At 62.1% G+C, this 24,011-nt stretch carries 24 protein-coding genes; 4 read left to right on the top strand and 20 right to left on the bottom strand.

From position 1 onward, the window contains the following. Positions 1 to 500: 500 nt before the first annotated feature. Positions 501 to 2,087, bottom strand: coding sequence for an ABC1 kinase family protein (locus KCG45_RS14750; protein ID WP_090483096.1), 1,587 nt, complete (start codon positions 2,085 to 2,087; stop codon positions 501 to 503). A gap of 4 nt (positions 2,088 to 2,091) precedes the next feature. Beyond that, complete coding sequence (locus KCG45_RS14745; protein WP_172970221.1) at positions 2,092 to 2,562, bottom strand: MarR family winged helix-turn-helix transcriptional regulator; 471 nt, start codon at positions 2,560 to 2,562, stop codon at positions 2,092 to 2,094. 146 nt (positions 2,563 to 2,708) lie between these two features. Here KCG45_RS14745 and KCG45_RS14740 point away from each other — a divergent pair, with 146 nt between their 5' ends. From KCG45_RS14740 to KCG45_RS14730, 3 genes are read left to right on the top strand one after another with little or no spacing between them, the layout of a single operon-like run. Beyond that, positions 2,709 to 3,836, top strand: coding sequence for an HlyD family secretion protein (locus KCG45_RS14740; protein ID WP_061926347.1), 1,128 nt, complete (start codon positions 2,709 to 2,711; stop codon positions 3,834 to 3,836). Then, positions 3,833 to 5,404 carry an MDR family MFS transporter gene (locus tag KCG45_RS14735; protein ID WP_051051456.1) on the top strand — a complete coding sequence of 524 codons (1,572 nt, stop codon included), beginning with the start codon at positions 3,833 to 3,835 and terminating at the stop codon, positions 5,402 to 5,404. The genes KCG45_RS14740 and KCG45_RS14735 overlap by 4 nt, the downstream gene beginning before the upstream one ends. Positions 5,405 to 5,414: 10 nt before the next feature. Then, positions 5,415 to 6,875, top strand: a complete 1,461-nt coding sequence (locus tag KCG45_RS14730; RefSeq protein WP_137675990.1) for an efflux transporter outer membrane subunit — start codon at positions 5,415 to 5,417, stop codon at positions 6,873 to 6,875. Here the strand turns inward: KCG45_RS14730 and KCG45_RS14725 are convergent. The 6 genes from KCG45_RS14725 to KCG45_RS15520 all read right to left on the bottom strand — a co-directional run bounded on the left by KCG45_RS14725 (position 6,805) and on the right by KCG45_RS15520 (position 10,236). After that, entirely contained in the window at positions 6,805 to 7,299 is a 495-nt protein-coding gene (locus KCG45_RS14725; protein WP_082745685.1) for a hotdog fold thioesterase, read from the bottom strand. The genes KCG45_RS14730 and KCG45_RS14725 overlap by 71 nt on opposite strands. Next, complete coding sequence (locus KCG45_RS14720; protein ID WP_090483092.1) at positions 7,296 to 8,201, bottom strand: alpha/beta fold hydrolase; 906 nt, start codon at positions 8,199 to 8,201, stop codon at positions 7,296 to 7,298. Before KCG45_RS14720 ends, KCG45_RS14725 begins: the two co-directional genes overlap by 4 nt. Before the next feature lie 234 nt (positions 8,202 to 8,435). Beyond that, positions 8,436 to 9,071, bottom strand: coding sequence for a S24 family peptidase (locus KCG45_RS14715; protein ID WP_137675989.1), 636 nt, complete (start codon positions 9,069 to 9,071; stop codon positions 8,436 to 8,438). A gap of 303 nt (positions 9,072 to 9,374) precedes the next feature. Further along, entirely contained in the window at positions 9,375 to 9,566 is a 192-nt protein-coding gene (locus tag KCG45_RS14710; protein ID WP_137675988.1) for a DUF6961 family protein, read from the bottom strand. Further along, positions 9,566 to 9,697, bottom strand: coding sequence for a hypothetical protein (locus KCG45_RS15525; protein WP_255478505.1), 132 nt, complete (start codon positions 9,695 to 9,697; stop codon positions 9,566 to 9,568). Before KCG45_RS15525 ends, KCG45_RS14710 begins: the two co-directional genes overlap by 1 nt. Further along, the gene (locus KCG45_RS15520; RefSeq protein WP_240048789.1) at positions 9,697 to 10,236 is read right to left on the bottom strand and encodes a thermonuclease family protein; all 540 of its coding nucleotides are present in this window, start codon (positions 10,234 to 10,236) and stop codon (positions 9,697 to 9,699) included. The genes KCG45_RS15525 and KCG45_RS15520 overlap by 1 nt, the downstream gene beginning before the upstream one ends. A 123-nt stretch (positions 10,237 to 10,359) precedes the next feature. Here KCG45_RS15520 and KCG45_RS14700 point away from each other — a divergent pair, with 123 nt between their 5' ends. Next, positions 10,360 to 10,569: a hypothetical protein gene (locus KCG45_RS14700; protein ID WP_137675987.1), complete on the top strand. Its 210-nt coding sequence runs from the start codon at positions 10,360 to 10,362 to the stop codon at positions 10,567 to 10,569. A gap of 1 nt (position 10,570) precedes the next feature. On the opposite strand, the gene KCG45_RS14695 is transcribed toward KCG45_RS14700, so the two are convergent. Genes KCG45_RS14695 through KCG45_RS14640 form a run of 12 tightly spaced genes read right to left on the bottom strand, consistent with a single transcriptional unit; the run spans position 10,571 to position 23,992 of the window. Beyond that, the gene (locus tag KCG45_RS14695) at positions 10,571 to 13,273 is read right to left on the bottom strand and encodes a conjugal transfer protein TraG N-terminal domain-containing protein (protein WP_137675986.1); all 2,703 of its coding nucleotides are present in this window, start codon (positions 13,271 to 13,273) and stop codon (positions 10,571 to 10,573) included. A 9-nt stretch (positions 13,274 to 13,282) separates the two neighbouring features. After that, positions 13,283 to 14,719, bottom strand: a complete 1,437-nt coding sequence (locus KCG45_RS14690) for a conjugal transfer protein TraH (RefSeq protein WP_152434333.1) — start codon at positions 14,717 to 14,719, stop codon at positions 13,283 to 13,285. After that, a complete protein-coding gene (locus KCG45_RS14685) occupies positions 14,709 to 15,521 on the bottom strand; it encodes a conjugal transfer protein TraF (RefSeq protein ID WP_152434334.1) in 813 nt (270 codons plus the stop codon). The genes KCG45_RS14690 and KCG45_RS14685 overlap by 11 nt, the downstream gene beginning before the upstream one ends. Further along, positions 15,518 to 17,239: a conjugal transfer protein TraN gene (locus KCG45_RS14680; protein ID WP_137678740.1), complete on the bottom strand. Its 1,722-nt coding sequence runs from the start codon at positions 17,237 to 17,239 to the stop codon at positions 15,518 to 15,520. Before KCG45_RS14680 ends, KCG45_RS14685 begins: the two co-directional genes overlap by 4 nt. Continuing rightward, positions 17,236 to 17,991 (bottom strand): type-F conjugative transfer system pilin assembly protein TrbC, encoded by a 756-nt coding sequence (gene trbC, locus KCG45_RS14675; protein ID WP_137678739.1) that lies wholly within the window; start codon positions 17,989 to 17,991, stop codon positions 17,236 to 17,238. The genes KCG45_RS14680 and trbC overlap by 4 nt, the downstream gene beginning before the upstream one ends. After that, positions 17,988 to 19,001 carry a conjugal transfer pilus assembly protein TraU gene (gene traU / locus KCG45_RS14670; protein ID WP_137678738.1) on the bottom strand — a complete coding sequence of 338 codons (1,014 nt, stop codon included), beginning with the start codon at positions 18,999 to 19,001 and terminating at the stop codon, positions 17,988 to 17,990. The genes trbC and traU overlap by 4 nt, the downstream gene beginning before the upstream one ends. Further along, positions 18,998 to 19,630, bottom strand: a complete 633-nt coding sequence (gene traW / locus KCG45_RS14665; RefSeq protein WP_218317980.1) for a type-F conjugative transfer system protein TraW — start codon at positions 19,628 to 19,630, stop codon at positions 18,998 to 19,000. The genes traU and traW overlap by 4 nt, the downstream gene beginning before the upstream one ends. After that, complete coding sequence (locus KCG45_RS14660) at positions 19,630 to 20,136, bottom strand: S26 family signal peptidase (RefSeq protein ID WP_066769751.1); 507 nt, start codon at positions 20,134 to 20,136, stop codon at positions 19,630 to 19,632. The genes traW and KCG45_RS14660 overlap by 1 nt, the downstream gene beginning before the upstream one ends. Continuing rightward, entirely contained in the window at positions 20,133 to 20,513 is a 381-nt protein-coding gene (locus tag KCG45_RS14655; RefSeq protein ID WP_066769759.1) for a TrbI F-type domain-containing protein, read from the bottom strand. The genes KCG45_RS14660 and KCG45_RS14655 overlap by 4 nt, the downstream gene beginning before the upstream one ends. Beyond that, the gene (locus KCG45_RS14650) at positions 20,506 to 20,910 is read right to left on the bottom strand and encodes a hypothetical protein (RefSeq protein ID WP_137678734.1); all 405 of its coding nucleotides are present in this window, start codon (positions 20,908 to 20,910) and stop codon (positions 20,506 to 20,508) included. The genes KCG45_RS14655 and KCG45_RS14650 overlap by 8 nt, the downstream gene beginning before the upstream one ends. After that, the gene (traC, locus tag KCG45_RS14645) at positions 20,910 to 23,459 is read right to left on the bottom strand and encodes a type IV secretion system protein TraC (protein WP_218317979.1); all 2,550 of its coding nucleotides are present in this window, start codon (positions 23,457 to 23,459) and stop codon (positions 20,910 to 20,912) included. Before traC ends, KCG45_RS14650 begins: the two co-directional genes overlap by 1 nt. Continuing rightward, entirely contained in the window at positions 23,456 to 23,992 is a 537-nt protein-coding gene (locus KCG45_RS14640) for a hypothetical protein (protein WP_011413828.1), read from the bottom strand. Before KCG45_RS14640 ends, traC begins: the two co-directional genes overlap by 4 nt. Positions 23,993 to 24,011 lie beyond the last annotated feature (19 nt).

Raw genomic sequence — 24,011 nt, 5'->3', positions numbered from 1 at the left:
TACCATGATCGTTGAGAAAGGCAATAGAGATATGCAATGGCATATATACACTACCCATGATAGGCCATTGCATATCATGGGTAGTGTTTGCCGCGCATAAAGCGTGAGCCGTCGTCACTTCAAAGAGCCTTTTCCCGCTCTTTCGATGACAGAGCTTTCGCCCAGAGATCTGCCATTCAGTCAGGAAGGCCAACGGCGGCAATGCGCCCTAATCCCGGTCATTCGAGTAGTCACGATTTTCGCCCAAAAGCTGCCGTTGGTTCAGACTAGCGTCGATGGCAGCTATGCGCCCCAATAGCGGCCATAAAGTCAGGCCAGGACACGCTTGAAAGCTGCCGTTCCAAAGTTTCGTCTGATTGAGGGAAAATAAGCCTTCAATCGCAATAGGTCGAAAAATTTTCTTCGCGATGCGTCTTGGTCGCTGAAGTGAGGCGCATGAAATCCTCGTTAAGTTCGGCTTTGCCGTATCGTGACCGTGCACGAATTAAGTTGCTCCTTCATTATGACTTTCGGATGAGCACCACCCCAGCAATCACAAGCGCGCCGCCAGCCAGAAGCCAGGATTGATCGACAAGCAACGCGCTAGCTATGATCAATGCGGCAGCTAGAGGGCCTTTCAAGGACTGACGCTCATTGCGAAGTCCAGCGAGCTGCTCGATACTGAGCGGATCGAGCTGAACCGGCACATATCCTGACTTTGCGATCGAGTTCGCAGTGGCAAGTATGTCGGGCAAGGACGCCGACAAACCCAGCAGCTGACCGCGAAGTCTCTTCAAACCCGACCGAGCGCTGCCGAGCGAGAACCGCTCGGCGAGAAGCTCCGTGATGATCGGCCGGGTCTCTTCGGCGATGTTGTAGTCCGGTGCCAGCGATCGGACGAAGCCCTCTGCAGTCAACAAGGTACGCAGAAGAATGGCCAGATCAGGTGGCAGAACCAGTCGATAATCCCGCAACAGGTCGAAAGCGCGGGAAAAAATCTGCGAGAACTCGATGCCAGATAGCACGGTCCCCCTGAACTCTCCGATCAACTGATCCAGATCCACCGCGAGCGCATCGCGATCCACCTTCGGCTCCCCCGCCCATGCGAGCAGGACATTCGCGACATCGCTGGTTTCCTCACCAGCGATCGCAAGGACGAGGCGGACGATCTCGTCGCGCCTGGCCTTGGTGAGCGTCCCGACCGATCCAAAGTCGATGAAGCCGACATCCTGCTCGCCGATCATGAAGACGTTACCGGGATGGGGGTCGCCGTGAAATTCGCCGTTCAGGATGATCATCCGCAGGACAGCGTTGGCATAGCTTTTAGCGAAAGCCGCCACCCGCGGGTCGCCCGATGGGCTGCCCAGCGAAGACGCGGGCCTGCCGTACAGGCGTTCCTGAACGTTCACCCGCAGCCCGGTCAGTTCCCAATGGATGGCCGGGGACCTGACGCCGATGGTATCGAGATATGCGCCGATCCGCTCGCAGGCTCGGGATTCCGCAGCGAGGTCCATCTCCCAGGCAAGATTGCGGCCGAAGGTCCGCAGAAACTCGACTGGCCGGTAACGCGCGATGTCCGGCGACCGTGCTTCCACGATCCCGGCAAGGCGTATAAGGAGGCGCACATCAGCCTCCATCCGAGCGGCAGTGCCTGGCCGCCGAACCTTCACGATGACCTCGCTTCCGTCCCGCAGTCTGGCGGAATAGGTTTGCGCTATGGAGGCAGAGGCCAAAGGCTTTTCGTCGAACTGCGCAAAGTCGCTCCGCCAGTCCTCACCCCAGCTTGAAGCAAGTACGGGCTCGATATCTGCGAAGGGCACTGACGACACCTGATCGTGCAGGGTTGAGAATGCCGTGATCCAGTGTTCGGTAAACAGATCGCTTCGGGTGGCGAGGAGTTGCCCCAGCTTTATGCCGACTGGCCCGATGTCACGGAGGAACGCCACAACTGCAGCCGGATGAAATTCGCGAGGATCGATGACATTGCTCGAAGAGGGAATAAATCCGAGGGCTCCGGCGAGATTCTTCGCGCCGTGCCTCATTAGGATTTGGCCGATCTCCGCGGCGCGAGCGATGCTGCTGATAGGCTTTTCCGGGGGCGATGCCATGATTTTACTCAGCCTCGGCCCGGAGTTGGTCCAGATTTTCCGATACCCTTTCAAGAGTCTGCTGCAACGTTTGCTTCTCGTCGGCGGCAATGTCGCGCCAAAGCAGACCATGAAGCCTATCCGCGGAGCCTCTCAGTTCGGGCAGCAGATCGTCAAGCTGCTCCGTGAGGATGAGCTGCCACGCTCGCCGATCCGTCTCAGCTCGAAGCCTTTTCATCAGCCCGCGTGCGCAAAGACCTGCAACCGCCTGGCCGATGGTCGCCGATTCCAGTTCCAGTTTCTTGGCGATTTCAGCCTGCGTAAGGGCAGGATCGCGAAGAAGTTGTCCGATGATCCTCCACTGTGTCTGATTGAGACCGATCCTGGCGACCCTCGCATCGTACACTCTGCGCGCGCCGCGACTGATCTCGTCCATAAGATAGAGAATGCGGTCATCATCGGTGATGAACTTCTGCCGACGCTGAGACCGTGACATGGTATCTGGTTTTTCATCCATAGCGCTGTGTAGTCGGATAGCCTCGGATGCCCAAATGCAAACTGCTAAATGCCTTTACTATCTGACTCACGGCTCATAGGGCGCGAGACGCGTTCACCTTTTACTGAGGCTGCCGAAAGAGTCAGATGACCGATAACTCCAACCAACCGGAGCAGGAGGGCACAACCCCAACGAAACCGCAATCGCGGCGTGGCTTGCGCATCGTGCTAATCATCGTTGGTCTTGCCGTGCTGCTTGGCGGGATCTGGTGGTACTACCGGCACGTAACCTACGGACAGTACATGCAGACGACCGATAACGCCTATGTCGCTGCCGACAGCGTCGTTATCTCTTCCAAGGTAGCGGGATACGTCGAAGAGGTCTTCGTGGGGGAGAACGAGCAGGTTGCTCGCGGCGGAGCCCTCGTACAACTGGATCTGCGGGATTATCAGGCGCAAGCGCAACAGGCGCGCGCACAGATCGCTGCGACCCTGGCCGGTGCCGACACAATCCGTTCTCAGGTAGCCGAACAGGATGCAGCCATTCGCCAGGCGCGGGGCCAACTCGCCGCCGCGCGCGCAGCACTGGACCTCGCGAACGACCAGGTGGCGCGATATCGGCCCCTTGCCGCGACAGGAGCCGAACCGCGGGAAAAGCTAGACCAGTATGAGGCGCAGGCGCGGCAAGCGCGGGCCGAACTCGTCGCCGCGCAGGCAGCGGTGGCTGCCGCGACCGCGCGCCGAGGGACCCTGTTCGAGCAGATCAACCAGACCCAGGCGCAGGCGGACGCTGCTCGCGCTCAGCTGGAAACAGCCGACCTTACGGTTGAATCGACCTTGCTGCGCGCCAGCAAGGCCGGCCGCGTCGGCGATCTCTCGGTGAGGGTGGGCCAGTTCGTGCAACCGGGTCAACGTTTGATGACGGTGGTTCCGGTGAGGGCGATCTACGTGACGGCAAACTTCAAGGAAACGCAGGTCGGCCTGATCCGGGCCGGCCAAAGCGTCAGGCTCGAAGTTGACGCCCTACCCGACCTTGAGATCGCGGGGCGAGTGGTCAGCATATCGCCGGGAACGGGCGCGGAATTTTCCATCCTCCCCCCCGAAAATGCCACCGGCAACTTTACCAAGATCGTTCAACGGATACCCGTCCGCATCGGTATCGATGCTCCCCCTGAAGTGCGGCGTCTGCTCGTTCCCGGCATGTCGGTAGTGGCTACGGTCGACACCCGGAATGCTGCCGGCGAATTGGAAGAGATCTCGAGTCGGACTCAATGACCGAGATACTGGCAGCGCAGGACACTTCGATCGGGCCGGCCGGGGGCCGAAAGAACGCAGACGTGACTGCCTGGGTCGCTGTGGCCGCGGGCGCGCTTGGCGCCATGCTCGCGACGCTGGACATATCAATCGTCAATTCCGCACTCCCCGTCATTCAGGGCGAGATCGGTGCCACAGGCGCCGAAGGCACCTGGATTGCTACGTCATTTCTCGTTGCTGAAATCGTCGTCATTCCGCTGAGCGCTTGGCTCGAACGGCTGTTCGGTCTGCGAACCCTCCTCATCATCGCGGTTAGCGCGTTCACCGCATTTTCGGTGCTATGCGGGATTGCAACCGACCTTACGACCATGATCATCGGCCGAACGGGTCAGGGATTCACGGGCGGAGTCCTCATTCCGACCGCAATGACTATTGTGGCTAAACGATTACCGCCGCACCAACAGCCAATCGGAATGGCCCTGTTCGGCATGACTGTGGTTCTTGGCCCCGTGATGGGGCCATTGATCGGCGGCTGGCTGACCGAGAACCTGAGCTGGCACTATGCCTTTTTCGTCAATGTGCCAGTCTGCGCAATCCTGCTGCTCTTGCTGTTTATCGGGCTGCCTCACGAGAAGCCCAAGTGGGAATATCTCACGGACGCCGATTGGGCTGGCATTCTCGGGCTGATCCTCGGACTGGGCGGTCTGACTGTTGTACTCGAGGAAGGGCACCGTGAGGAATGGTTCGAGTCCTCACTCATTCGCTGGCTAACGGTGGTGACCATTATCGGCTTTGCCTGTTTGATTTACGGACAGGTGAAGGCACGCAAGCCAGTCTTGAAGTTGCAGCTCCTGTTCAATCGACAGTTCGCCAGCGTCGCGATCATGGCGCTCGCCCTGGGCATGGTGATGTATGGTTCGACCTATGTCATTCCGCAGTTTCTGGCGATCATCTCTGACTATAATGCTTTTCAGACGGGACTGGTCATCTTCTGGATGGGTGTCCCGGCCTTTCTCCTGATGCCGGTTCTGCCCCTGATGATCCGCAAGGTGGACATCCGCATTGCCGTCGGCACCGGAATGCTGCTGATGGCGATCAGCTGCTTTGTCAGCACGAGTCTGACCGCCGAATCCGGCGGCGCTGTCTTCACTGAAAGTCAGCTTATCCGCGGGGCCGGAATGATACTTGCGATGATGTTCCTGAATCAGGCAACGGTTGCGTCGGTGGCCAAGGAAGACGCGGGCGATGCCTCGGGCATTTTCAACGCGGCCCGCAATCTTGGCGGATCATTCGCCCTCTCGGCCCTCGCTTCGTTCCAGGACCAGCGAATTTGGCACCATACGAGGCGCATGGAAGAAACGCTGAATGCGAACAGCGTTTCGCTGCAGACCTATCTCGACGGACTGGCGCGAAGCTTGGGCGATATGGAACGAGCGATGGCGGCACTCGGCGGCACTCTCCAGCGCGAAGCGTTCATCATGACCTACAATGATGTCTTTCTGGTGATGGGACTTCTCACACTCGCGACAGTCCCGCTTGTTCTGTTCCTCAAGCCGCTTCCGGAAAATGTCTCCCTTTCGATGCACTGAGCCCGAGATTATGCGCCACTTGCTACCTCCGATTATCACTATCGCCTTGCTAGCTGGATGCACGGCTGGGCCCGATTATGCAGGCCCCCCGGAAGTTGTGTCAGCAGACACGGGCACTCGCTTTGTGCGCGCTGGCAGTGATGTGAGCGCATCTGATCCGGTTGTCGCTCAATGGTGGCTGCTGCTCGGCGATCCCGAGTTGACGCGGCTGGTGGAGGCTGCGCTGTCCGGCAACCCTTCGCTCGCCGCAGCGCAGGCGCGCATTGCCCAGGCACGGGCATCCATCAGGCAAGACCGTGCGGGTCGAATGCCATCGCTTGGGGCACAGGCCACCACCGTGCAGGGCCGGCTTCGTGGTCTCGACATTCAAGGCGGGGCGCCCCCCCCGTCAGAGCAAACCAATTCCGACGCAGAAACCGATGACTCGCTCAGCTTTTTCAATGTGGGCCTTAACGCCAACTGGGAGCTGGAGTTCGCCGGTGGCTCGCGCAGGCGCATTGAAGCCAGCAATGCCCAAGCTGCTGCAACCGTGGCCAATGCAGAGGACGCAAAGGTCCAGTTGACTGCCCAAGTGGCCAGCACCTACGTCAATTTGCGGGAGGCCCAATTCCGCGCAGAGCAATTTGAGGCGCAGATTTCGTTGCAGGAAGAGATCCTGGCGCTGACATACCAACGCTATCAGCACGGTGCATTGCCGCTTTTCCCGGTAGGCACCGCGAATGCCGAACTGGAGATGCTCAAGTCACAACTTGCCGAAGCTGAAGCGGATATCGCAGTCCTGTCTGATGCACTCGCTATACTGACCGGACAGGTGCCGGGATCAGTTGATGCAGCGCTCACGACTGCGCATTCCATTCCCATGCCGCCAGAGCAGGTCGCGATCGGCGATCCGGCAAGCCTGGTGGCGCGTCGGCCTGACATAAGGGCGGCCGAACGGTCTCTTGCCGCGTCGACGGCGCGGATCGGGGTGGCCGAGGCGGCGCGGTTCCCGAAATTGTCCTTCACGGGGATCCTGGGCCTCGGCGGATCCTCGTTGGACGACGTTGTCGATGTCGGCGATTTCTCCGCACTCGCGATCCCACGCCTCCAGTGGAATTTTCTGGATTTCGGCAGGGTAGACGCTGCGATCGACCAAGCCGGGGCGGCGCGCAACGAAGCAGTCGCCAATTACCAGCAGACGGTGCTTCTGGCACTGCAAGACGCCGAACGTGCCTTGGCTCGCTTCGGCCAGCAGCGTGTGGCGCTCGCTGCCAGTATGCAAATCAAGAAGCAGGCTGACGGCGCGGCGGACCTGAACCGCCAACGTTTTGCCGCAGGAGCGATCTCGAAGGCTGACCTCAACCGGGCCCTGCGAGAACAGCAGCAGGCCTCAGCAGACCTCGTCCGGGCAAAAGGTGCCCTTACGCTGGCGTGGATCGCGCTGCAGAAGTCGCTGGGCCTTGGGTGGCAAGAGCCTGTTCGAGATCAATAGTCCCGCCGCGCTGATCAAGTGATCCGGTTGACGAGAAGTAGGCGCCCCTGCCGCTGGCGACCAACTTGTCGTCGGGCTCGAGAACCCGGGTTTCCGCCACCGAAATCTGTCGCCCGATCTTCACGATCTGTCCGTGAGCAGTGAGAGGTCCTGAGGTTGCAGGACGGTGGTAATCGACATGCAGATCGGCCGTCGCTCTCGCCGCGACGCCCCCGGCAAGCAGAGTATAAAGCCCGGTGAGGTCGACCAGTGAAGCCAGGATCCCTCCATGCGCCGACCCAATCATAGGGTTCGACACGATCTCTTCGCGCCATGGCATGGTGATCGCGATTCCCTGGTCGGAGCATGTTGCAATCTCCAGCCCAAGCCATCGATGAAACGGCGCGATATTCAGCATTTCCTGCAAGCGCTCTCGATCGATCATAGCTCCCTCGTCCCCTGTGGTTGAGCCGTATCGCAAGAGTGATGGGTTCGTAGGAAATCGACGATAGCGGCGGAGAAGGCATCGTTCGCATCGCCCACGACCATGTGCGTGGCATCGGCAATATCGGTGTATTCTGCATGGGGGGCGAGTTGTCGCAGATGCAAAACGGCCTCTTCGGAAACAAGATCGCTAGAGCCGCCTCGGATGAGGTGAAGCGGAAGCGTGAGATTCGCCGCAGCTTGGCTCAGCATTGCCGATTGACGTTCTTGGCTGTCTGGGTCGCCTTGTCTGGCTGACATTATATTACGGATAAACACCGGGTCCCAGTGCCAATAGAAGCGCCCATCCGACTTCTGCCGCAGATAGTTTTTCAGACCATCGCTCGCGCCCCGCTTGGGACGATGCGGTATGTAGCGAGCGATCACGTCGGCCGCCTCCTCTGGTGAGGCGAAGCCGCTATCGACATGCTCTTCCATGAAACCAACCACGCGCATCACACCGCTGGGCTCCATGCGCGGGGCAATGTCGACCAATGTGAGTGAAGCAAAGCTACCTGGAGCAAGCTCCCCTGCGGCAATCAGTCCAGCGAGCCCGCCCAGTGAAGCGCCAACCAGCGCTGGCTTCTGGTCCAGGCGCGACGCTGCAGCGACCAGATCCGCCGCGAAGTCGCGCATTTCATAAGCTCCGCATAGCGACCAATCGCTGTCTCCGTGACCGCGCATGTCGAAGGCGATTGCGCGAAAGCCGGCTTGAGCCAGCTCGCTGACCACCCTTCTCCACGCGCGCCGTGTCTGCCCGCCGCCGTGCGCAAGAAGGACGGGTTTAGCGTAGGCATCCCCCTCAGCCTCGGCTGTAAGAGAAATCGCGCCTGCGCCCTCAATCGTAAAGGTTTCTCTCGCCATCTCCGGATGGTAGGAAAGGCGCGCTAAATAGTAAACCAATTTAGTTTGTGGCTCTCGGCTCCGTGTTGGCTGTCCTGCAGGGGCGTTTCAACGACGGCAAAAGTCTATGCCAAGAGGGGTTTCTCCAGACCATTCTCTAATGCACCGGCTTGCGATTCGGTCAGTAGTCGCTGTCCGCTTAATCCGCTCAAAGATATAAAAGCTGCCTTTCCGCTTCCGGCCCAAGTCCTGCCGTTACAAGGCTCGGCCAAACCAGATGACCCGACCGACGACGTGCACCTCAGATCGGTCCATGTCGTGCCAAGTTGGATAAGCTGGGTTGTCGCTGGCGATTGTGATTTGTCGGCCACCAGGCTTGATAGCAATACGCTTAACGACCAGAGCATCATCAGCGCGCAAAACGTAGATTCCATCGCGCAATCGTGAGCCATGGTCTGACGCGTCGACCAGGACCTCGTCACCATCGCTGAGCGTGGGCTCCATCGAGTCACCCTTTACGCCGACGATCGACAGGCTGGCGCTCTTGGCCGACGTCAGGTGCCGCAGCCACCGCTCATCGAACCCGAACCGGGTGTGTGCAGTCTCACTGGCAGCTACCGCGCCGAATCCAGCAGATGCTTCCACATCGAGAACGGGGATCTCGACCATACCATCATTGACTGGATTGGCGGGACCGCCGAGCACTTGCTCATCGACGCCGAAGAAGCAGGCAAGTGTCTTTCGGTCTTCGTCATCGAGCTTTCGCGGTGAACCGCGCTTGATGAATTGCTGCACATAGGCAGGGTTGCGGCCAAGCAGCCGCGATATCGAGGCGTAGCCATATCCGCCCTTGAGGATCAGCCGGTCGAGCTCTTCCCTGACATGTTCCATCTGTCTGTCCTTCGAATCTCAATTGTAGGAATTTTCCTAGACTCGCGGATGTGATCCTACTAAGAACATAACAAGAACACAAGGGATTTGCGAGTCGGAGCGAAAGGGTTATGACCTTGCTGGAACGGATCGAAAAGCATCTGAAAGATCACCATATTTCGGCAACGCGCTTCGGCCGGCGCGCAGTTGGCGATCCTCGATTCGTACTCGATCTCAGGCAAGGGCGAAGGCCGCGTCGACGAACGCTTGAACGGCTGGAAGCCTATCTGCAGTCAGTCGACGCTAGAGATCCTCAAGGTTCTATCAGGAATAGGTCCTGCGCTCGACAAGTTGCTCATAGCGACGGGCAACATTCTGCCAAAGTCTTGCCCCGTCCTGCTCGCCGGCCTGGTATAGCTGATCGATCTTCGACGCAATGAATTCACCTCCGGCGTCGCCATGGTGCTTATCCACCCACAGCGCCATGCCCCAAAGCTCCTGATCACGGGTGAGCATCAGAAGAGTGACCCGATGCCTGCGATGAGCATAAGGACAATCGGAATACCCAGCAGCCATGCTTCGAGCTTCAATTTCCATTCCCGCTCGTTGCCCGGCAAGGGATCGTCACTGTCCGGCCAGATGCGCATCAGCACCATGGCTCCCTGCGTCCGGACCAGGTTCGTGCTAGTCCTTCCGCGACCAATTGGTCGCCGATCGAGCGGCCATCGCGCATCAGGACACGGAGCTTACGACCGTACTGGTCTTCGTCTCGATTACCGATTGGAACGGCGGAGAACTCTCCCTGATTGAGCAGAACCACCAACCTGTCGCGTGCCCTTATGCCGAGATCGTATTCGATATCGCATCTTGGCTGCGAAATTTCAGGCGTGTCGATATCCGCGATCCTGATCTTCACGCCTTCGAGCCAGATCGTGTCGCCATCGATGACACAAGTGCGTCTGACCATGCCGCAAACGGCAAAGCTGTGCTTGGTTCGTGCCTCAGCGATCGCCGAACCAAAAGGCCAGTAGATGCCAAGAATGCCGCCCAGAATGCCAACGAGTAAGCCTCCGGCAACAAGCAGCGCAAGGCCGCGCCGTTTGCCTTGCTTCTGTCGGAGAACTCCTGCGTGAAAATCGAAGACATTATTCTGAGGTGATCTTCCTGCCATGCCAACTCCTTTCATTTTCGGGCCTGCAAGCCAAGATACCGTGCTCGCTTTTCCGATGATTTTCGGCTATTTTCTCAGCAACAAGATGGGGCTGAGAAGAGGAGAGGGCGGCTCCCTTCTTGTGAAGGAGAATGAGCGATGAACGATCCAGACGACACACCCCCGGGCGGCAAGGAGGGCTGGGAGGGCTTCCGCGAAGTAGATCGGGCCATCGCCGAGAACCGTCTCACTTCCTACACCTGGAAAAAGACCTGGGCTGACCCGTGGGGCAAGCTTGGATTGATCCTGTTCGGGGTCCTGTTCCTCGCCTTTTTGATCTATGTGATCATCTACGACGGGCTGATCTGAGCTACCATTCCTTCACATCGTCGGCCGCCTCAGCCGAGGCTCCCTTGGCATCGCGAGTCTTGCCATCGAGGTATCCTTTGACGGTCCCGATCCGCCGGTCCCCTTGTTGTTGGACCCGACCTACATTCCGGGCGATGTCTTCACGCTCGCTTGAGGGGGCGCCAAGGCTCCCTGGTACCCCGCCAAGCCGTACCGATCCCCGCACGCCATCTGCGCTGCTCACAGCGGGTCGAGCGACGGACGCAAAGGGCGGCAGAGCCAGGTCATCCGCGATCTCGGCATTGAGCTGGTTCGCATAGCTTTCGACGAACCGCGCCTGGAGTTTCTGGCCCCGCGCACTCATCTGGAAATCGATGTCGTCGAAGCGCACCGGCCCATAGTAGTCGCGGTTACCATCGATCTCCGCCATGCCCCATTCGCGATAGGCCTGGCTGAGGTTGAGCGTGCCTGCGGCATTGGCACTTTCGTACCAGCTTGCTTGGTTCTCGAGGCGGCTGGCGATCTCCTCGGCTCGGCGCGCTTCGCGGGTGTAGCTCTGCGCTTCGGTGATCGACGTGGTGATCCCGGCCGAGCTGCTTGACACCAGCGCCTCCGAACTCGAACTCGTTTCACGCAGGAAGCCTTCGCGCGTGCTCGACCAGCTGCGACTGTCCGAGATCTGGCTCAGCGCGCCCATGATGCGCGAGCGATCCTCGGAGGCGATCCCGATATCACTGTCAGTCCAGGTCTGGTTCCGACCACCCTTTAACCCGAGGGTGCCCTTGATCGAGCCTCGTTCTCCTTTGACCCCGAGACCGGCATCCCCGTTCAGGAACCAGGACACAGTAATGTCGTCGGCCGCGCGGCGCGACAGCCCGAACTGCTGCTGGAGTGTTTTCGAGGCGTTGTCGACTTCGCTGAAGGCGCTGCCGATGCTGTCGCTCGTTGACGTGCCACTGACGCTCTCGTTCGAGCGCGAGCGGGTGTAGGCATCGCGCAACTCGCTGAAGCGGGTGACAGCCGAGCTCGTCGATTGCTGGGCAAGGTTCGAGAATGTCTCGCTCTGGCCGCGGCTCTGGCTCGCCATGGTCGCAAGCCGGCTCGAGAAGTCCTGCCCTAGCGTTGGTGTGAACGGATAGCTCGAGGTCGGCACAGTCGCGAACTCGGCCTGCGGGAAGCCGGTGGTTTGGGTGCCGTTTTCGCCCGTCGTTCGCGTCTGCGCGGCGCCGTAGCCAATGTTGGGAGCAAGGCTGGCTTGCGCAAACTGGCGCGAAAACACGTTCGAGTTCTCAAGGCTGGAATTGCCGAGCGAAATATTGCCGGTGCTCGCTTCGCGCGCCGCCTCTTCTGCCGCGTTCTGGCTCGGATTGAGGTAGCTGGTTGCCTGGCCCGATATTGCGAGCGCGCCCCTGGCGACGCCGCCTGCAAGGAACGGTATCGATGCGACGAGGTAGCCGGCCAGGATCCCGATATCGTTGTTGACGTCGGTCATGCCGGAGAAGGTCGCGAGGCTGAGACCGGTCGCGCCGCCCGCTGCCGCCACATCGCTCGCGCCCTTGAGCATCAGGATCATGTGCAGGATGACGAACAGCGGCCCCCAAGCTGCCAGATAGAAGAAGCCCGTGACGTATCCTCTGAGAGCGATCGGTCCGGTCTTGGGCATCAGGAACAGTGGGAAGAGCACCGGAAAAAGCGCGTAGAATACGACCGTCAGGACGACATTGAGGATCGGGACCCATTTCATCGCGTTGTGCGCGATCGAGGAATAGGTCCGTTCGGTTTGGATGTCGGCGCGGGTCTGCGCGAACACATCGACGCTCGATGCACCGCTAGCTCCGGCGAAGCCATGCATCGCCTGGTTCATGGCGTTGATGGTCAGAACCTGGCGGAAGATGCTGCTTGCATCCTTCGAGACGCCGGTGAGGTATTGATAGGCAATCGGCAGGTCTGCGATGAGCTTGGCCTTCGCGAGCGCCTCGGTCTGCCGGGGGTAGAGCTGGCGCCCGGCGACCCGTGTCATCTCATCAATAAGCCCGGCCCACTGGTTGGAGAGCGCAGTGTATGCTTCGCGGCAGGTGATGATCGTGGCCGTGACGCTATCGTCCGCCTGCCGGGTGAGGAAGCGCTGTGCCCGCGCGGCACTGCCAGGCGCAATGGTCGCCCAGATATCGTTGCTTTCGGACAGTTCCTTCATCGAGTAGCGGCCGAGGAGCAGGTCGTAGAACACGCATTGCCGCACATGCTCGTCGAAATTGGCGGCAAACTCGGGATCGGCAATGCGCAGGGACCGTGTCGCTTCGAGCAGGCGCGCGCCATAAATCATGCCGTTCTTCGAGTAGTTGAGATCGTCGGGGAGGCCGAAGACGAGCTCGGCGGAGCGGGTAAGGTAGTCGCCTGCCTGACTGGTGAAGCTTGCCATGAGCGCGAGCCCGAGCGGGACATTGGCGACTGTCGCCGGAGCGAGGCTCGGATTGACACGGTCGGTGACCTGCACATCCATGCGCGGCACCATCAGGCACATGTAGATGAGTGTCGCGCCGAGGAACCAGTTGAGCCAGGCGCGCCAGTCCTGGTTGAACGCGACGACAATGACCGCAAGCGCCATGCCCATGACCAGCGCCACCTGGATCAGGCTCTTGTAGCCACCGGCCCCGGTCCACGCGGCGACGGCGTTCAAGACATTGACGATGTATTCGCCGCCGCCGGTTGTGAAGATCTCGACCATGTCGCGGCCTCAGGGGATAATCGAGCGCGACTGGAGCCCGCGCGACCAGTCGAGCGCTGCCGACATCGAGGGCGACATCGAGGCGGCAAGGGCGTTCTCGATCATCGCCGTTTTCTCGATGATCTGCATGATAGCGGAGACCTTGGCCTGTCCGGTGGCCTGTCGCTGGACGAGCCCCGAACGCACCTCAGCAACCTGGCCGCGCCAGATCGCGAGCTTGGCTTCGTCGGCGGCGATGAAGCTCGCCATCGAGCGCCCGGCTTCCGACACGATCCGGTCGAGGATGGCATAGAGCAGGTCGATGCTGGCGATCTCGGCGAGCGTGTCGCGGTCGTCAGTCGGCATTCCGCGCCCATAGGCGGCCTGGACGGTAAGGATCTTGTACAAGGGGACCGAGGCGACCTGCAGCAATTCCTTTTCGGCATTGCCGATCGCGGTGTCGGCCCGGATCGCATCGACCATGTTCCCGATCAGGAGCGTGACCCGCGGGCGGATGGCCTTTGCATTCGATAGGCTCATCTGCTCGAAGGTGGGATTGAGGCAAAGATCGGTCTCGTCGCAGCGGAAAACGCGAACAGTCTGGCCCTGCGTCCCGTCGAGCAGTGCGCTCACCAGGGTGGATGAAGCATCGCCTGCGAAAGGCACGAACTTGCCTGCCTCGTCGTCCTTGGGCGGCACATAGATCACCGTGCCGATCAGCGTCATGGCGTATTCGGCAAGCTCGCGGTCGAATGTGCCGCCGGGGTTGAAGAAGGCGCTCTTTTTCAGAACGTGCCAGGTGTAGTTGCGCGCCACGCCCGGATTGATGTCGGCGTAGTCGGCGCCGGCGCCTTCATTCGTTGAGGCGCGCTGCCCGCGCGTGCCGCAGCCGTGTTTGGCTGCGGCATAGTCCGTGAAGATGCCTTCGGAATTCCCGATCGCTTCGCAGATCGCCTTGTCGGCGAGATCGCCCTTGGGCCACAGGCCTCCGACCAGCCCCTGCGCCATTTCGCAGGAGTTGATCGAGAGGTTGTTCATGAGCTGCGCCTTCTGCGAAAACTCCTGCATGATCTTGTTGCACTCGGGGCAAACGGTGTCGATCGCGAGGCTGAAGGCGAACCCGACCGCGTTGTTCGCCACGGCTTTCAGGAGCGCGACCATCTCGCTCGCATTGATGAAGGAGAAGGAGCCCGCGAAGATGTCGATCCCGCCGCAGCCCGCGCGGGCGCGGGGCAGCTGTAGGTTGGCCACGTTGGTGGTCTTCTGGGGGAAGCGCGTCCAGACATTGCCGAGGCTGTAATAGCCCGCCGACTGGCCTTCGAAAGCGGTCGGGCCGATGACATTGGCCGCCGCGCCCATGTCGTCCATGAACCGGTCCATGCTGTCGCCGACATTGGCGGCGACGGGTGATGCGACCATGCTGGCAGCGGCGAGGGTCAGCGCCGCGTTGCGAATGCTAGTAATCATGTCCGGCTTCCTTCGAGGTGAGGAGATAGATGCGGTCCTGCAGCTCGTCGGCCGAGAGCACGCCGTATCCGATCGGGATCGGGCGCTTGGTCGCGCTGTCCCACAGCACGAGCGCCGGGGTGGCCTTGCCTTCAAGACCGAGCCTGGCGCGCTGGTTGGTCTCGACCTTGTAGTCCGGGAAATGGCGCGAAGGACCGCCATCGGTCGAGATGGCGCGCACAGTGATCCGCCAGCGGTCGGCGACTCCCTTGACGATGGGGCTCATCACTTCGCACGGGCCGCAGGTGGCGCTGAAGAAATAGAACAGGCCGTAGCGCTCGGAGAGCCGTGCCATGACGCTGTCGCGCTCGGCGCTGCGGGCGTCCTGCCACTGCTTCTTGGCGACCGCTCCGACGGGGCGTTCGAGCGTGTAGTCGAGTTCGGGGTCCTGCCAGATCGCCCGTTGCCAGACATCGGAGAACAGCGAGGCGCGGTCGAGCTGCGCGCGCTGGAAACGGATATAGGCTGCGACATTCGCTTCGGTCGGATAGAGGATCGCGCGCGCCTTCAACTCGCGCAATTCGGAGGTGATCGCATCGAGTTCTTGGCTGGCCGCGACCGGTTCGGCTTCGGGCGTTTGCGGTTCCTCTGCGGGCACAGGTTTGACGCAGTAGAACCAGTAGCCGAGCTTTCGCTCTTCGCAGTAGAGCGCGTCGGCGTCGGTGATCGATGCCGTCTCCCGAGGTTCCTGGGCATGCGCCGAAGCGGCGGCGAGCGCAGTGAAGCTGAGTGCGAGCGCAGTCAGGTAGTCCAGATGGGTCATTGACCGCCCCTTGCGTAATAGTCGTCGATCTTCTGCTGGATGAGGATGGAGGTCTCGAGCTCGTCGGGCAGCCGCGCGGCCTCGGTGAACTCGGCATAAACCTCGCTGAAATCCATGCGGGAAAGATCGAGCTGAGCGAACTCGTCGAGGGTGAAGCCCTCGCATTGTTCTTCCTTGGGCTTGTCCCAGGGCTTGGGAAGCTGCTTGCGGCCCTGTTCCTGCAAGATGCGCGAAAGCTTGCTCTCGAAGCAGCAATAGGCCTTCTTCTTGGTCAGGCAGACGCCAAGGAACTTCTTTGAACAATATGTGCCCACAAAGGCGCACAGGCCCTGCGCATCGCGCTGGTGGAGCAACACTTCCTCGCGGTCGCAGCCGAGCGCGACCAGCAGGCTGATCCCCGGAATGAGCGGGAAACCCTTGCCCTTGCAGCAATTGAGCACGCCGAAGACCTTGGACGAGCAGGTGTTGCGCGTTCCCCGGAACAGCGTCAGCGTGTTCGGGTCGAATTGCCCGCGCGCCTCGTCCATCGCATGGAGCGCGGTGACTGCATCCTTGAACTCGTCATTAGCGGTGCGCTCGATCGTCTCGCAGCTGCCATCAATGCAATAGACATCGCCATCGCAGACATATTGCGTGGTGTTCTCGGTATCGGGCAACGGGCATTCGTAGATGCGCTCCCAGGTCTCGCACGGAAGTTCGTCGGTGAGGCATTCCTCGCGGACGAAGCGGCAGGTGCCCTGGCTCTCGATGTCCGAGCAATCGGTCGCCGCTTCGCGCGAGGTGCAGGTGTAGCTGCGCTGCCATTCCCAGCAGGGCCGCGTCACCGAGACGCCGTCGATCACGCGTGTCTGCGGATCGGCATCGGTGCAAATCTCTACATCGAGCGTGCAGTCTCCATTGTCGGCAAAACCCGTGCACTGGCTCTCGTCTGGAACCGCATCGACCGTGCTGTCTGTGGTGACCGCATAAGGCGTGTAGCGAGGATCGGGCGCATTGCAGGAGATTTCGGCAATCGGATCGCCCGGCTCGGAGCAGAAGCGGTTGAACCCGTTGTCCCACCACTGGAGGCACGGGCCGGGGCGATAGCCGGTGATGCGGCACGAGCCGCCATCGAAGGCCGAGCACCAAGGAAGACCCTGGTAGATGCCGGTGTCGTTGCAGAGATAATGCCATTGCTGGCGCTGCGTCACGCTGGCGACGAGCGGCACCGCGCATTGACCCGCCGACTGGTCGATCCGCGTGCCGGTGTTGCAGGTCGCGGTGTAGGTTCCCGCAGAGCCCGAGCCGGGCGGCAGCGGGACGCAATTGCCCTGGCCGCCCGAGATATCCATGCCGCTGGTGTATTCAAGCGGCGTCTCGTTGATCGCGAGACTGCGCGCGATCACATCCTCGATCTCGTCTGGATCGAAGCGTGCGCGGTTGGCGATGCTGTCGCGCATCGCGCGATAGCCCTGGTGCCCGGTGGCCACCGCCGCGGCATTGCTCTCGATCCGGTCGGGATCGTCGGCAAGCGTTTCGAGGTCACGCACGGCATTGCGATCGTAATTGGGGAGGGTGGATGCGTCGTGCTGCGAGTTGGCGGCTGCCTGCGCTTCGCTGCGCAGGCTTTCGCCAAAGGCCTTGCCGTCAGCCCGCGCATCCTGCTGCTGCGCGGAGAGGGGCGCGGCGACGGCGAGAAGAGCGAGCAGTCCCAGACGAAGCGATTGTGTGAGCCTCATGGCCGCTCTCCTTCAAGGCGGCGGAGATGGAGACGTGCAAGCTGCGCGCCCGGACCGCCTCCTGAAGCAAAGGTGTCGAGCACTTCGGCCACGCTGATATTGCCAGCGATGCGGTCGTGCGGCGGAAGGATGTCGCTGCAGTCGAACCCGTCGCAGGGGGCAAAGTCGCTCGCGATCATCACGAAGCTCGGAGCGACCTCGATATCGAAGGCGCGGAACAGGCGCGGGTCGATCCCGAGCGCGCCGGCTTCATGGCCATCGCTCCAGATCGCGGCGATGCGTTTCTTGAAGCGCGCGCTGTCGCCTTGCGGGAACCCGCGCAGCACGGTGACGCCGCCCGCCCTCGCGACATCGTGAACCAGCGCCTTGAGCGAGCGTTCCGGCATTCCCAGCGAGGCAAAGGCAATGAACCGGGGCGTCTCGCCCATTGCCGCCACTTCGGCATCGGCCTGGGCGCGGATCATGCCATCGAGATCGAGCGGGCCGGTATCGGCAGTCGCTTGCGCCGCTTCTGCATAGGCTGCGCGGTTCGCGTGGGCCGTTTGTTGAGCGGCGCGCGCGTCCTCTGCCAGCGCATCGGCTTTTGTCTTCACCGACGTGGCGAGCGCTTCGGCATCGGCGCTATGCTCGCTGGCGCGCGCGCGGATTTCGGCAAGATCGAGTTCGGGCGAACTCTCTTGCGCAGACGCGGCAGCAAAGGCGGCGGCGGTCGCAAGGCTGATAGCGACCAGCAGGGGGAAGGCGATTCTCATAGCGCGCAGCAATTCCTCTTGCGCCAGACGAGGTATCCCATGTCTTCGCCGATGGCGGGGATGACCTGTCCGGGGGACTGGAAGGTGGTGGAGGCACCGATAGGCGGGCAGGCGAAGCGGCCCTTGGTTGCCGGATTGGGATTGGTGGCCTGGAAGCGGTATTGCTGCTTGCGCATCACCGGCATCAGGTATTTGCCGCACAGGCCCTTCGATCCCATCGTGCCCCACGAAACGAGTTCGCGGTGGAGCTTGTAGGCGAAGCGCGAGAGCACGAGCCGCGAGGCCTGGACATGTCCGATCGAGGCCGAGACGTTGCCGTTCATCGGGTACATCGAACCCTGGCAGCCCGCGCACCAGAACATCTCGTCGAGCGGCAAATTGGCGGTCGATGCCGCGCAATCCGCAGCGCAAGCGGCAAGCGCCAGCGGGTTGGCGAAGAGCACCGCTTCGGGGTTGATGATCGCGGTGAGCTCGCTGTCCTGCCACAGCGGATCGATCTCGGAGATGTAGAGGATGTCGATCGAACCGGGCTCGAGGCACAGGAAATCGGCGACGATCTCCATCCAGTAGATCAGCGGATAGGCATACCAGTGGACATGCCAGCTCGAATAATACTGGCTTGCGCCCCCCACCGCCGAAGGACCCGAGATCGAGCGGAAGCCAATATCAAAGCCGGGATCGAGTTTCATCCCGCCGAGGTTGACGAAGCACCAAGGCTTCATACTGACATCGGCGAGCCGGACCGGCTCCCAGAACCCCATCGCGATGCCGGGCCGAAGCCCGCACAGGCACACCGGTAGGTCCGGATTGTCGGGATCGGGGCGATTGCTCGGCCAGATTTCGAGCCCGCCGACCGATATCGGGAACAGGCACGACCAGCAGATGTCGGTGATCGGGTTGACGAATTGCCCGGTGCACTTGCCCGGACCGGCATCGGCCGAAGCCGGTGATGCGAATACCAGCGATAGCATCGCCGTGAACAGCACCAGGAAGGCGCGGATGCTGCTCATGGCTGTGCCTTCCGGGGCGGCAGCGCGATCTCGCTCACTTCGAGCATCCGGCCGTTCTGGCGCACGCGCGCAGGCGTCGCCCGAATTCCGAATTTGTCGGTGAGCTTGCCGCCCTGGTCGAAATAGAACCTTCGCTGGCGGGCCTTCATCAGCTCGAGCGGTGCGCCTTTCACGAGGATGAGCTTGGCATTGGCATCTTGCCTCAGCGACCAGGCGACCTGCGCCGGATCGTCGCCGTCGAGAAACAGGAGGTCGCCGCGCAGCTTGACGCTGTCGAGCGGATTGACCCGGGTTCCGGCGGCATGGATCAGCTCGCCTTTTGCGCCCCGGATATCGGCAGCAAGCGTAATTGTCGGATCGAAGGCCCATTGGCGGCTTGCGCTTGCGCGGATCACGCCGGCAACCGGATCAGGCCGGTTGACGCGGGCGATCGTACGACGCTTGAGCTCCTGATTGAGGCGGGCGGTCTCGCCCGAATTTTCCATCTGCGCGAGGCGCGTATGGATCTGTTCGAGCAGGTCGCGCTCGATCACGGGGAAGACCGCGCCGCGCTGGCCGTAGTCTCGTGCTTGCAGGCTGGCCGGGAGCGCAGCGAGGAGAAAGGCGCCGAGCGGAAGGAAGGAGCGCATCACAGGATTGCCCTCCCGCTGCCGAGGATCTGCCCGCGACACACGTACCCGATTGCGCCGTAGCGGCTGTCGAGCCCGCGCGGATGGTCGGTTCCGGTGTAGTAGCAACCTTCCGGTATTGCGCCTTCGGGACCGCGCGTAAGCGGCACGCCAAGGCGGGTGACCTCGAGCAGGCTCGCGACCTGCTTCCCGTTGATGAAGACCGCATCGCCCTCGTGGCGCACGACATCGCCCGGCATGCCAAGCACGCGCTTGCCGAACATCTGCGGTCCTTTTCCGAAATGCCTTTCGAGCAGCTCGCTTTGCGGCGGCTCGAAGAAGATCAGGCTGCCGCGTTCGATCGGCGCGTGCTTGTCGAGCCAGAACGCCCAGTTGGGCAGGCTCGGGCTCGCATTGATGAGGAACGCGTGGTCCTTGCTGAAGGCATCGAGCGGCGCCCAGGCGAGCGGCAGCAGGACGAGGCCCGAGAGCAGCAGCGAACGGCGGATCGTGCGGGTCAGGCTCATGGCTGCTTCTCCCCGGCGAGCTTGTCCGCAATGCGCTGCTCGAGTTCGGAGGTTGCGTCGTCGGCAGCGCCCGCGAGCACGGCCTCGGCAACCAGCACCACGCGGCCGTCATGGCCCATGTCGGCAACGGCGCTTTCGGCGGCCTTGAGATAGGCGAGGCTTGCCGCCTGGACGACCGCCGGATCGGCATCGGCGCGCGCGGCCTCCTCGACGAAGGTGCCGATGGTCTCGGCAAGCCGGACCGTGACGATCCGCTGCTTGGGGGCGCTGGTGACCTGCTGGGTAAGCCACGCGCCCCACAAGAGCGCAGCAACGAGCAAGGCTACGGCAAGCAGTTTCGGGCCAAGCAGGCGCAGCGGGAGGTTGAGTTTATCCATGGCGGGGAGATCCTTCGGCGAGGCGGCGATCGAGGCGGCGCAGGAAAGCCGGCAATCGCAGCAGGGCGAGGCCGCCGGCTGCGATGAGGAATGCGATCTGGAGGTCTTGGGCAAAGAAGCGGCGCGCGACCGGTTCAGCGGTGCGGTAATGGTCGGCAAGATTGCCGAGCTGCGCGAACAGCGCCGTGAGATCCCAGCCTGCTACAGCCAGGAACACGAACAGCGGCAGGCCGAGGACCAGCAGCAGCGTGCTCGCCGCGAAGCTTGCCGTTTCGATCAGCACCAGGCAGGTGCCCTGGAACAGCGCCAGCCAGTCGATCACACGGTGCTTGTCGCGGGCTTGTCTGACTGACGGAAGCGGCACGCGATCTACGAGCGTGGTGGTCTCGAGCACCATCACATGCCTCCTTCCACGCCCGCGACCAGCGCGACTGCGCGCTCCAGCGGCATGCCGTTTTCGACATGGCGGTGGATCGCGGCATAGGTGTCAGGATCGGAGGAGAAGATGGTTGCCGAGAGTGGGTCGAGCACCAGGCGTCCAACGGCTTCCATCTCGGGACCTTTGAGGTAGATCTCGCTGTACTCGGTGCCCGAGCGCTTGAGGCTGCGGATCAGCGTCTCGGTCCGGTCGTCCATGTCGAGCCGGGCCTCCTTGCGGAAATCGGCAATGGTCTCGGGCTTCTGCTGGAGCACCAGCATCCAGTCGCTGTTTTCGAGCGCGGCCCGCGCGCCGTCGGATTTGTAGTAATCGTTCAAGGACTGGGTGGCAGTGGCGAGCGCACCCCCGTACTTGCGCGCGGTGCGAGCATAGGTCTCGACGAACTCGCCCATCGAACCACCCTTGAGCATGGCCCAGGCTTCATCGATCAAAAGCAGCTTTTTGGTGGACCGCGAGCTGCGCGTCATCGCCTGGCCGGTCATGAACATGATCGCCGAGAGGACAACGCTTCGCAGTTCCTCGCGGGACGCAAGGTCGCTCATCTCAAAGACGGTGAAATCGTCTTCGAGCGCGAAACTCGCCTTGCCGGAGAAAAACCCGGCATAGCTGCCGCCGCGGCAGAAAGGCGCGATCGCGGTCGCCAAATCCCTGCCCGCCTCGTTTTCGCTTTGATGGAGGGCATGCGCGACATCGTCGATCGCGCCGCCGCTGCCGAGCGCATTCCAGACCTGTGTTACTGCACGATCGATGAGGCCGCGTTCGGTGTCAGAGGGCGCGGCGCTTGGCCGCGCCATCTGGCCGACGATCGCCTTGATCATCGCAAAGCAGTCGAGCCGGTAATCCTCGTCTTGATGCGCCCTTGCATCGTCGACCATCGAGAACGGGTTGAGCGAGAATCCCGAGGCGAGCGTGAACTCGACAAAGCGGCCGCCCTGAAGTTTGATCGAGTGCTCGAAACTCCGGCCGTCATCGATCACCACGACCTTGGCGCCAGCGCCGCGCAGCGCGGCGCATAGCTCCTGCAGCAGCACCGACTTGCCCGAGCCCGACTTCCCGCAAATCGCGATGTTGTGGTTGCCCGCCTTGTTCTCGAAGGGCGACCAGAAGAAGGGCTGGCCGCGCCGTCCGAGCAGCAGCAGGTGCGGGATCGTGCCGCCGAGATACTCGCCCTGCAGGGGGGCGATATTGGCCGCGGTGGTCGAGAGCATGGTTCGAAAGCGTTTGAGCCGCGCAAGGTCGTGGACCAGACCATCGGCGAGGCTCAACGGGAACGAGGCGACGAGGCCCTGGAGCTGGAGGAAGCGCTCGTCGGCAAGGTCCCATCCGGCCGCCTTGTAAATCGCCTTGACCGTGCGCTCATGCGCATCGCCTTCGCCGAGCGGCGAGATCGTGGTGAGACCATAGAACAGCTTGACGAGCTTCTTGCCCGCTTGGAGTTCGGCCTGGACGTGTCTCCATTCTGCCGACTGCTCCGACAGTTTGGGCAGGAAGCGCGCGCTTTTGGTCTCCGACAGGCTGGTGGTGCGCATGAACTTGTAGCCGGCGCGCGCCGAGGCGGCCTCCTGGTCGGGATAGTGCAGGCACAGCATTGTCGCGGCGGGACAGGGAAAGCGCAGCTTGTCAGTAAACATGTCGCCGATGAGCCGCGCGCATTCCCACGGTGCCCAGCGCTCAGGGGTAGAGCGCACGCCGTAATGGCGCACATCGAAGCGGTCGGGATAGCATTCACCTACCTGAGGCACGCCATCTCGCGAGCGCCCGGTCTCGCGGAAGCGCTCGGTGCGCAAGATAAGCCGGTCGTCCTCGACCTCGAGTTCGATATCGCGGCGGATGGCCTGCGCGTCGAGCGTGTCCTCGCGGTTCCAGTGGGTGAGATCGGGTTCGCGCGCTGTCGTCGGCGAGGTGAGTTCGTCGACCAGTGCGAGCAGGCCTGCGGGCTCGAGCCTGTTCGATGCAAGGCCGAGCGAGTTCAGCATCCCCGCCATCCCGTCGCGGCATTCGGTGAGTTCTGCATCGGTCACGTTTCCGGGCACCGGAACGCCCAGCGACAGCACGAGACGCACATGGCGCGCATGAAACGGCGCGTGTGCCGAGCCCGACTTCCAGACGAGATCGTAGAGCCGGTTGGTGCGGGCCTTCGCGATCGCTTCGTAGATCCCGCCCTGCTCGTAGCGCGGCGCGAACCAGGGGCCGACGATGGCGCCGATGCGCGGAGACGCGAAGTTCAGCACCTGCAAACAGGCGCCTTGCGGCAGGCTCTCGGAGAAGAACTGCCCGAGGATTTCACCGGTGCGCTCATCGGCGCCGATGAGCGGGGTGACTTCGAGAATGAAGCCCTTCGAGTGCGCGTTCCGGTAGAGCCCCGGGCCCTCGTCATAGATGCGGTACGGAAGCCAGTCCGACAGCATGTCGAGCGCGAAACGCGGCTGCGCATGGTCGGCTTTCTTCGCATCGCCGAACAGGCCAGCGAGGAGCGCGTCGCGCGCAGAGGATAGCGAGAGGTTCACTTGGGCTCTCCTTCGGGCAGAACAGGGTGGGGCACCTGGCCGGGGGAGGGGGAACGACCAGGTGCCCCGGGGTCCGGCGCTTTGGCACCGGGCAGCTCCGTCAGATCCTGTGAGGGGATGACCAGGACATCGGGAGGCTGCTGGGGGGAGGGATTGGAATGCTGGAATGGACGTGCTTCTGCGGCGGCGGGCGGCGGGCCTTCCGCTTCAGCCGGGCGCGCCAGTGCGCGCAGAACGTCGCCGGTCGAACGCGGCGCGCGCCAGCGCTCGGCAGCGCGATCGGGCAGCACGACATGAACGACCCGGGCCTCGTGGATGCGGCCCGCCTCGTCGCGGTAGCCCGCAACGACGATCCGCAATTCGCGATCACCGACCCCGTGCGCTCGCGCAGAGGCATGACCGGACCGTTCTGCCTGTGAAGCGCGGGTGGCGGCATCGTCGATCATCGAGGTTGGCGCGCAGCTTCCCTCCGGCGCGCGGCAGGAAAAGTCGCCCTTGACGTTGCCGCCAAGCGTCGCGCAGCTGGCGATCATCAAGGAGAGGGTTGCCGTC

This window comes from Erythrobacter ani (genome assembly GCF_019204025.1).
In the GTDB taxonomy this organism is placed as follows: Bacteria; Pseudomonadota; Alphaproteobacteria; order Sphingomonadales; family Sphingomonadaceae; genus Erythrobacter; species Erythrobacter ani.
This window is presented reverse-complemented; position numbering and strand designations above follow the sequence as displayed.

Coding starts and splice junctions, on each gene's coding strand:
- KCG45_RS14750 (WP_090483096.1), bottom strand. CDS start 2,087: ATGGCATCGCCCCCGGAAAAGCCTATCAGCAGCATCGCTCGCGCCGCG.
- KCG45_RS14745 (WP_172970221.1), bottom strand. CDS start 2,562: ATGTCACGGTCTCAGCGTCGGCAGAAGTTCATCACCGATGATGACCGC.
- KCG45_RS14740 (WP_061926347.1), top strand. CDS start 2,709: ATGACCGATAACTCCAACCAACCGGAGCAGGAGGGCACAACCCCAACG.
- KCG45_RS14735 (WP_051051456.1), top strand. CDS start 3,833: ATGACCGAGATACTGGCAGCGCAGGACACTTCGATCGGGCCGGCCGGG.
- KCG45_RS14730 (WP_137675990.1), top strand. CDS start 5,415: ATGCGCCACTTGCTACCTCCGATTATCACTATCGCCTTGCTAGCTGGA.
- KCG45_RS14725 (WP_082745685.1), bottom strand. CDS start 7,299: ATGATCGATCGAGAGCGCTTGCAGGAAATGCTGAATATCGCGCCGTTT.
- KCG45_RS14720 (WP_090483092.1), bottom strand. CDS start 8,201: ATGGCGAGAGAAACCTTTACGATTGAGGGCGCAGGCGCGATTTCTCTT.
- KCG45_RS14715 (WP_137675989.1), bottom strand. CDS start 9,071: ATGGAACATGTCAGGGAAGAGCTCGACCGGCTGATCCTCAAGGGCGGA.
- KCG45_RS14710 (WP_137675988.1), bottom strand. CDS start 9,566: ATGCTCACCCGTGATCAGGAGCTTTGGGGCATGGCGCTGTGGGTGGAT.
- KCG45_RS15525 (WP_255478505.1), bottom strand. CDS start 9,697: ATGCGCATCTGGCCGGACAGTGACGATCCCTTGCCGGGCAACGAGCGG.
- KCG45_RS15520 (WP_240048789.1), bottom strand. CDS start 10,236: ATGAAAGGAGTTGGCATGGCAGGAAGATCACCTCAGAATAATGTCTTC.
- KCG45_RS14700 (WP_137675987.1), top strand. CDS start 10,360: ATGAACGATCCAGACGACACACCCCCGGGCGGCAAGGAGGGCTGGGAG.
- KCG45_RS14695 (WP_137675986.1), bottom strand. CDS start 13,273: ATGGTCGAGATCTTCACAACCGGCGGCGGCGAATACATCGTCAATGTC.
- KCG45_RS14690 (WP_152434333.1), bottom strand. CDS start 14,719: ATGATTACTAGCATTCGCAACGCGGCGCTGACCCTCGCCGCTGCCAGC.
- KCG45_RS14685 (WP_152434334.1), bottom strand. CDS start 15,521: ATGACCCATCTGGACTACCTGACTGCGCTCGCACTCAGCTTCACTGCG.
- KCG45_RS14680 (WP_137678740.1), bottom strand. CDS start 17,239: ATGAGGCTCACACAATCGCTTCGTCTGGGACTGCTCGCTCTTCTCGCC.
- trbC (WP_137678739.1), bottom strand. CDS start 17,991: ATGAGAATCGCCTTCCCCCTGCTGGTCGCTATCAGCCTTGCGACCGCC.
- traU (WP_137678738.1), bottom strand. CDS start 19,001: ATGAGCAGCATCCGCGCCTTCCTGGTGCTGTTCACGGCGATGCTATCG.
- traW (WP_218317980.1), bottom strand. CDS start 19,630: ATGCGCTCCTTCCTTCCGCTCGGCGCCTTTCTCCTCGCTGCGCTCCCG.
- KCG45_RS14660 (WP_066769751.1), bottom strand. CDS start 20,136: ATGAGCCTGACCCGCACGATCCGCCGTTCGCTGCTGCTCTCGGGCCTC.
- KCG45_RS14655 (WP_066769759.1), bottom strand. CDS start 20,513: ATGGATAAACTCAACCTCCCGCTGCGCCTGCTTGGCCCGAAACTGCTT.
- KCG45_RS14650 (WP_137678734.1), bottom strand. CDS start 20,910: ATGGTGCTCGAGACCACCACGCTCGTAGATCGCGTGCCGCTTCCGTCA.
- KCG45_RS14640 (WP_011413828.1), bottom strand. CDS start 23,992: ATGATCGCCAGCTGCGCGACGCTTGGCGGCAACGTCAAGGGCGACTTT.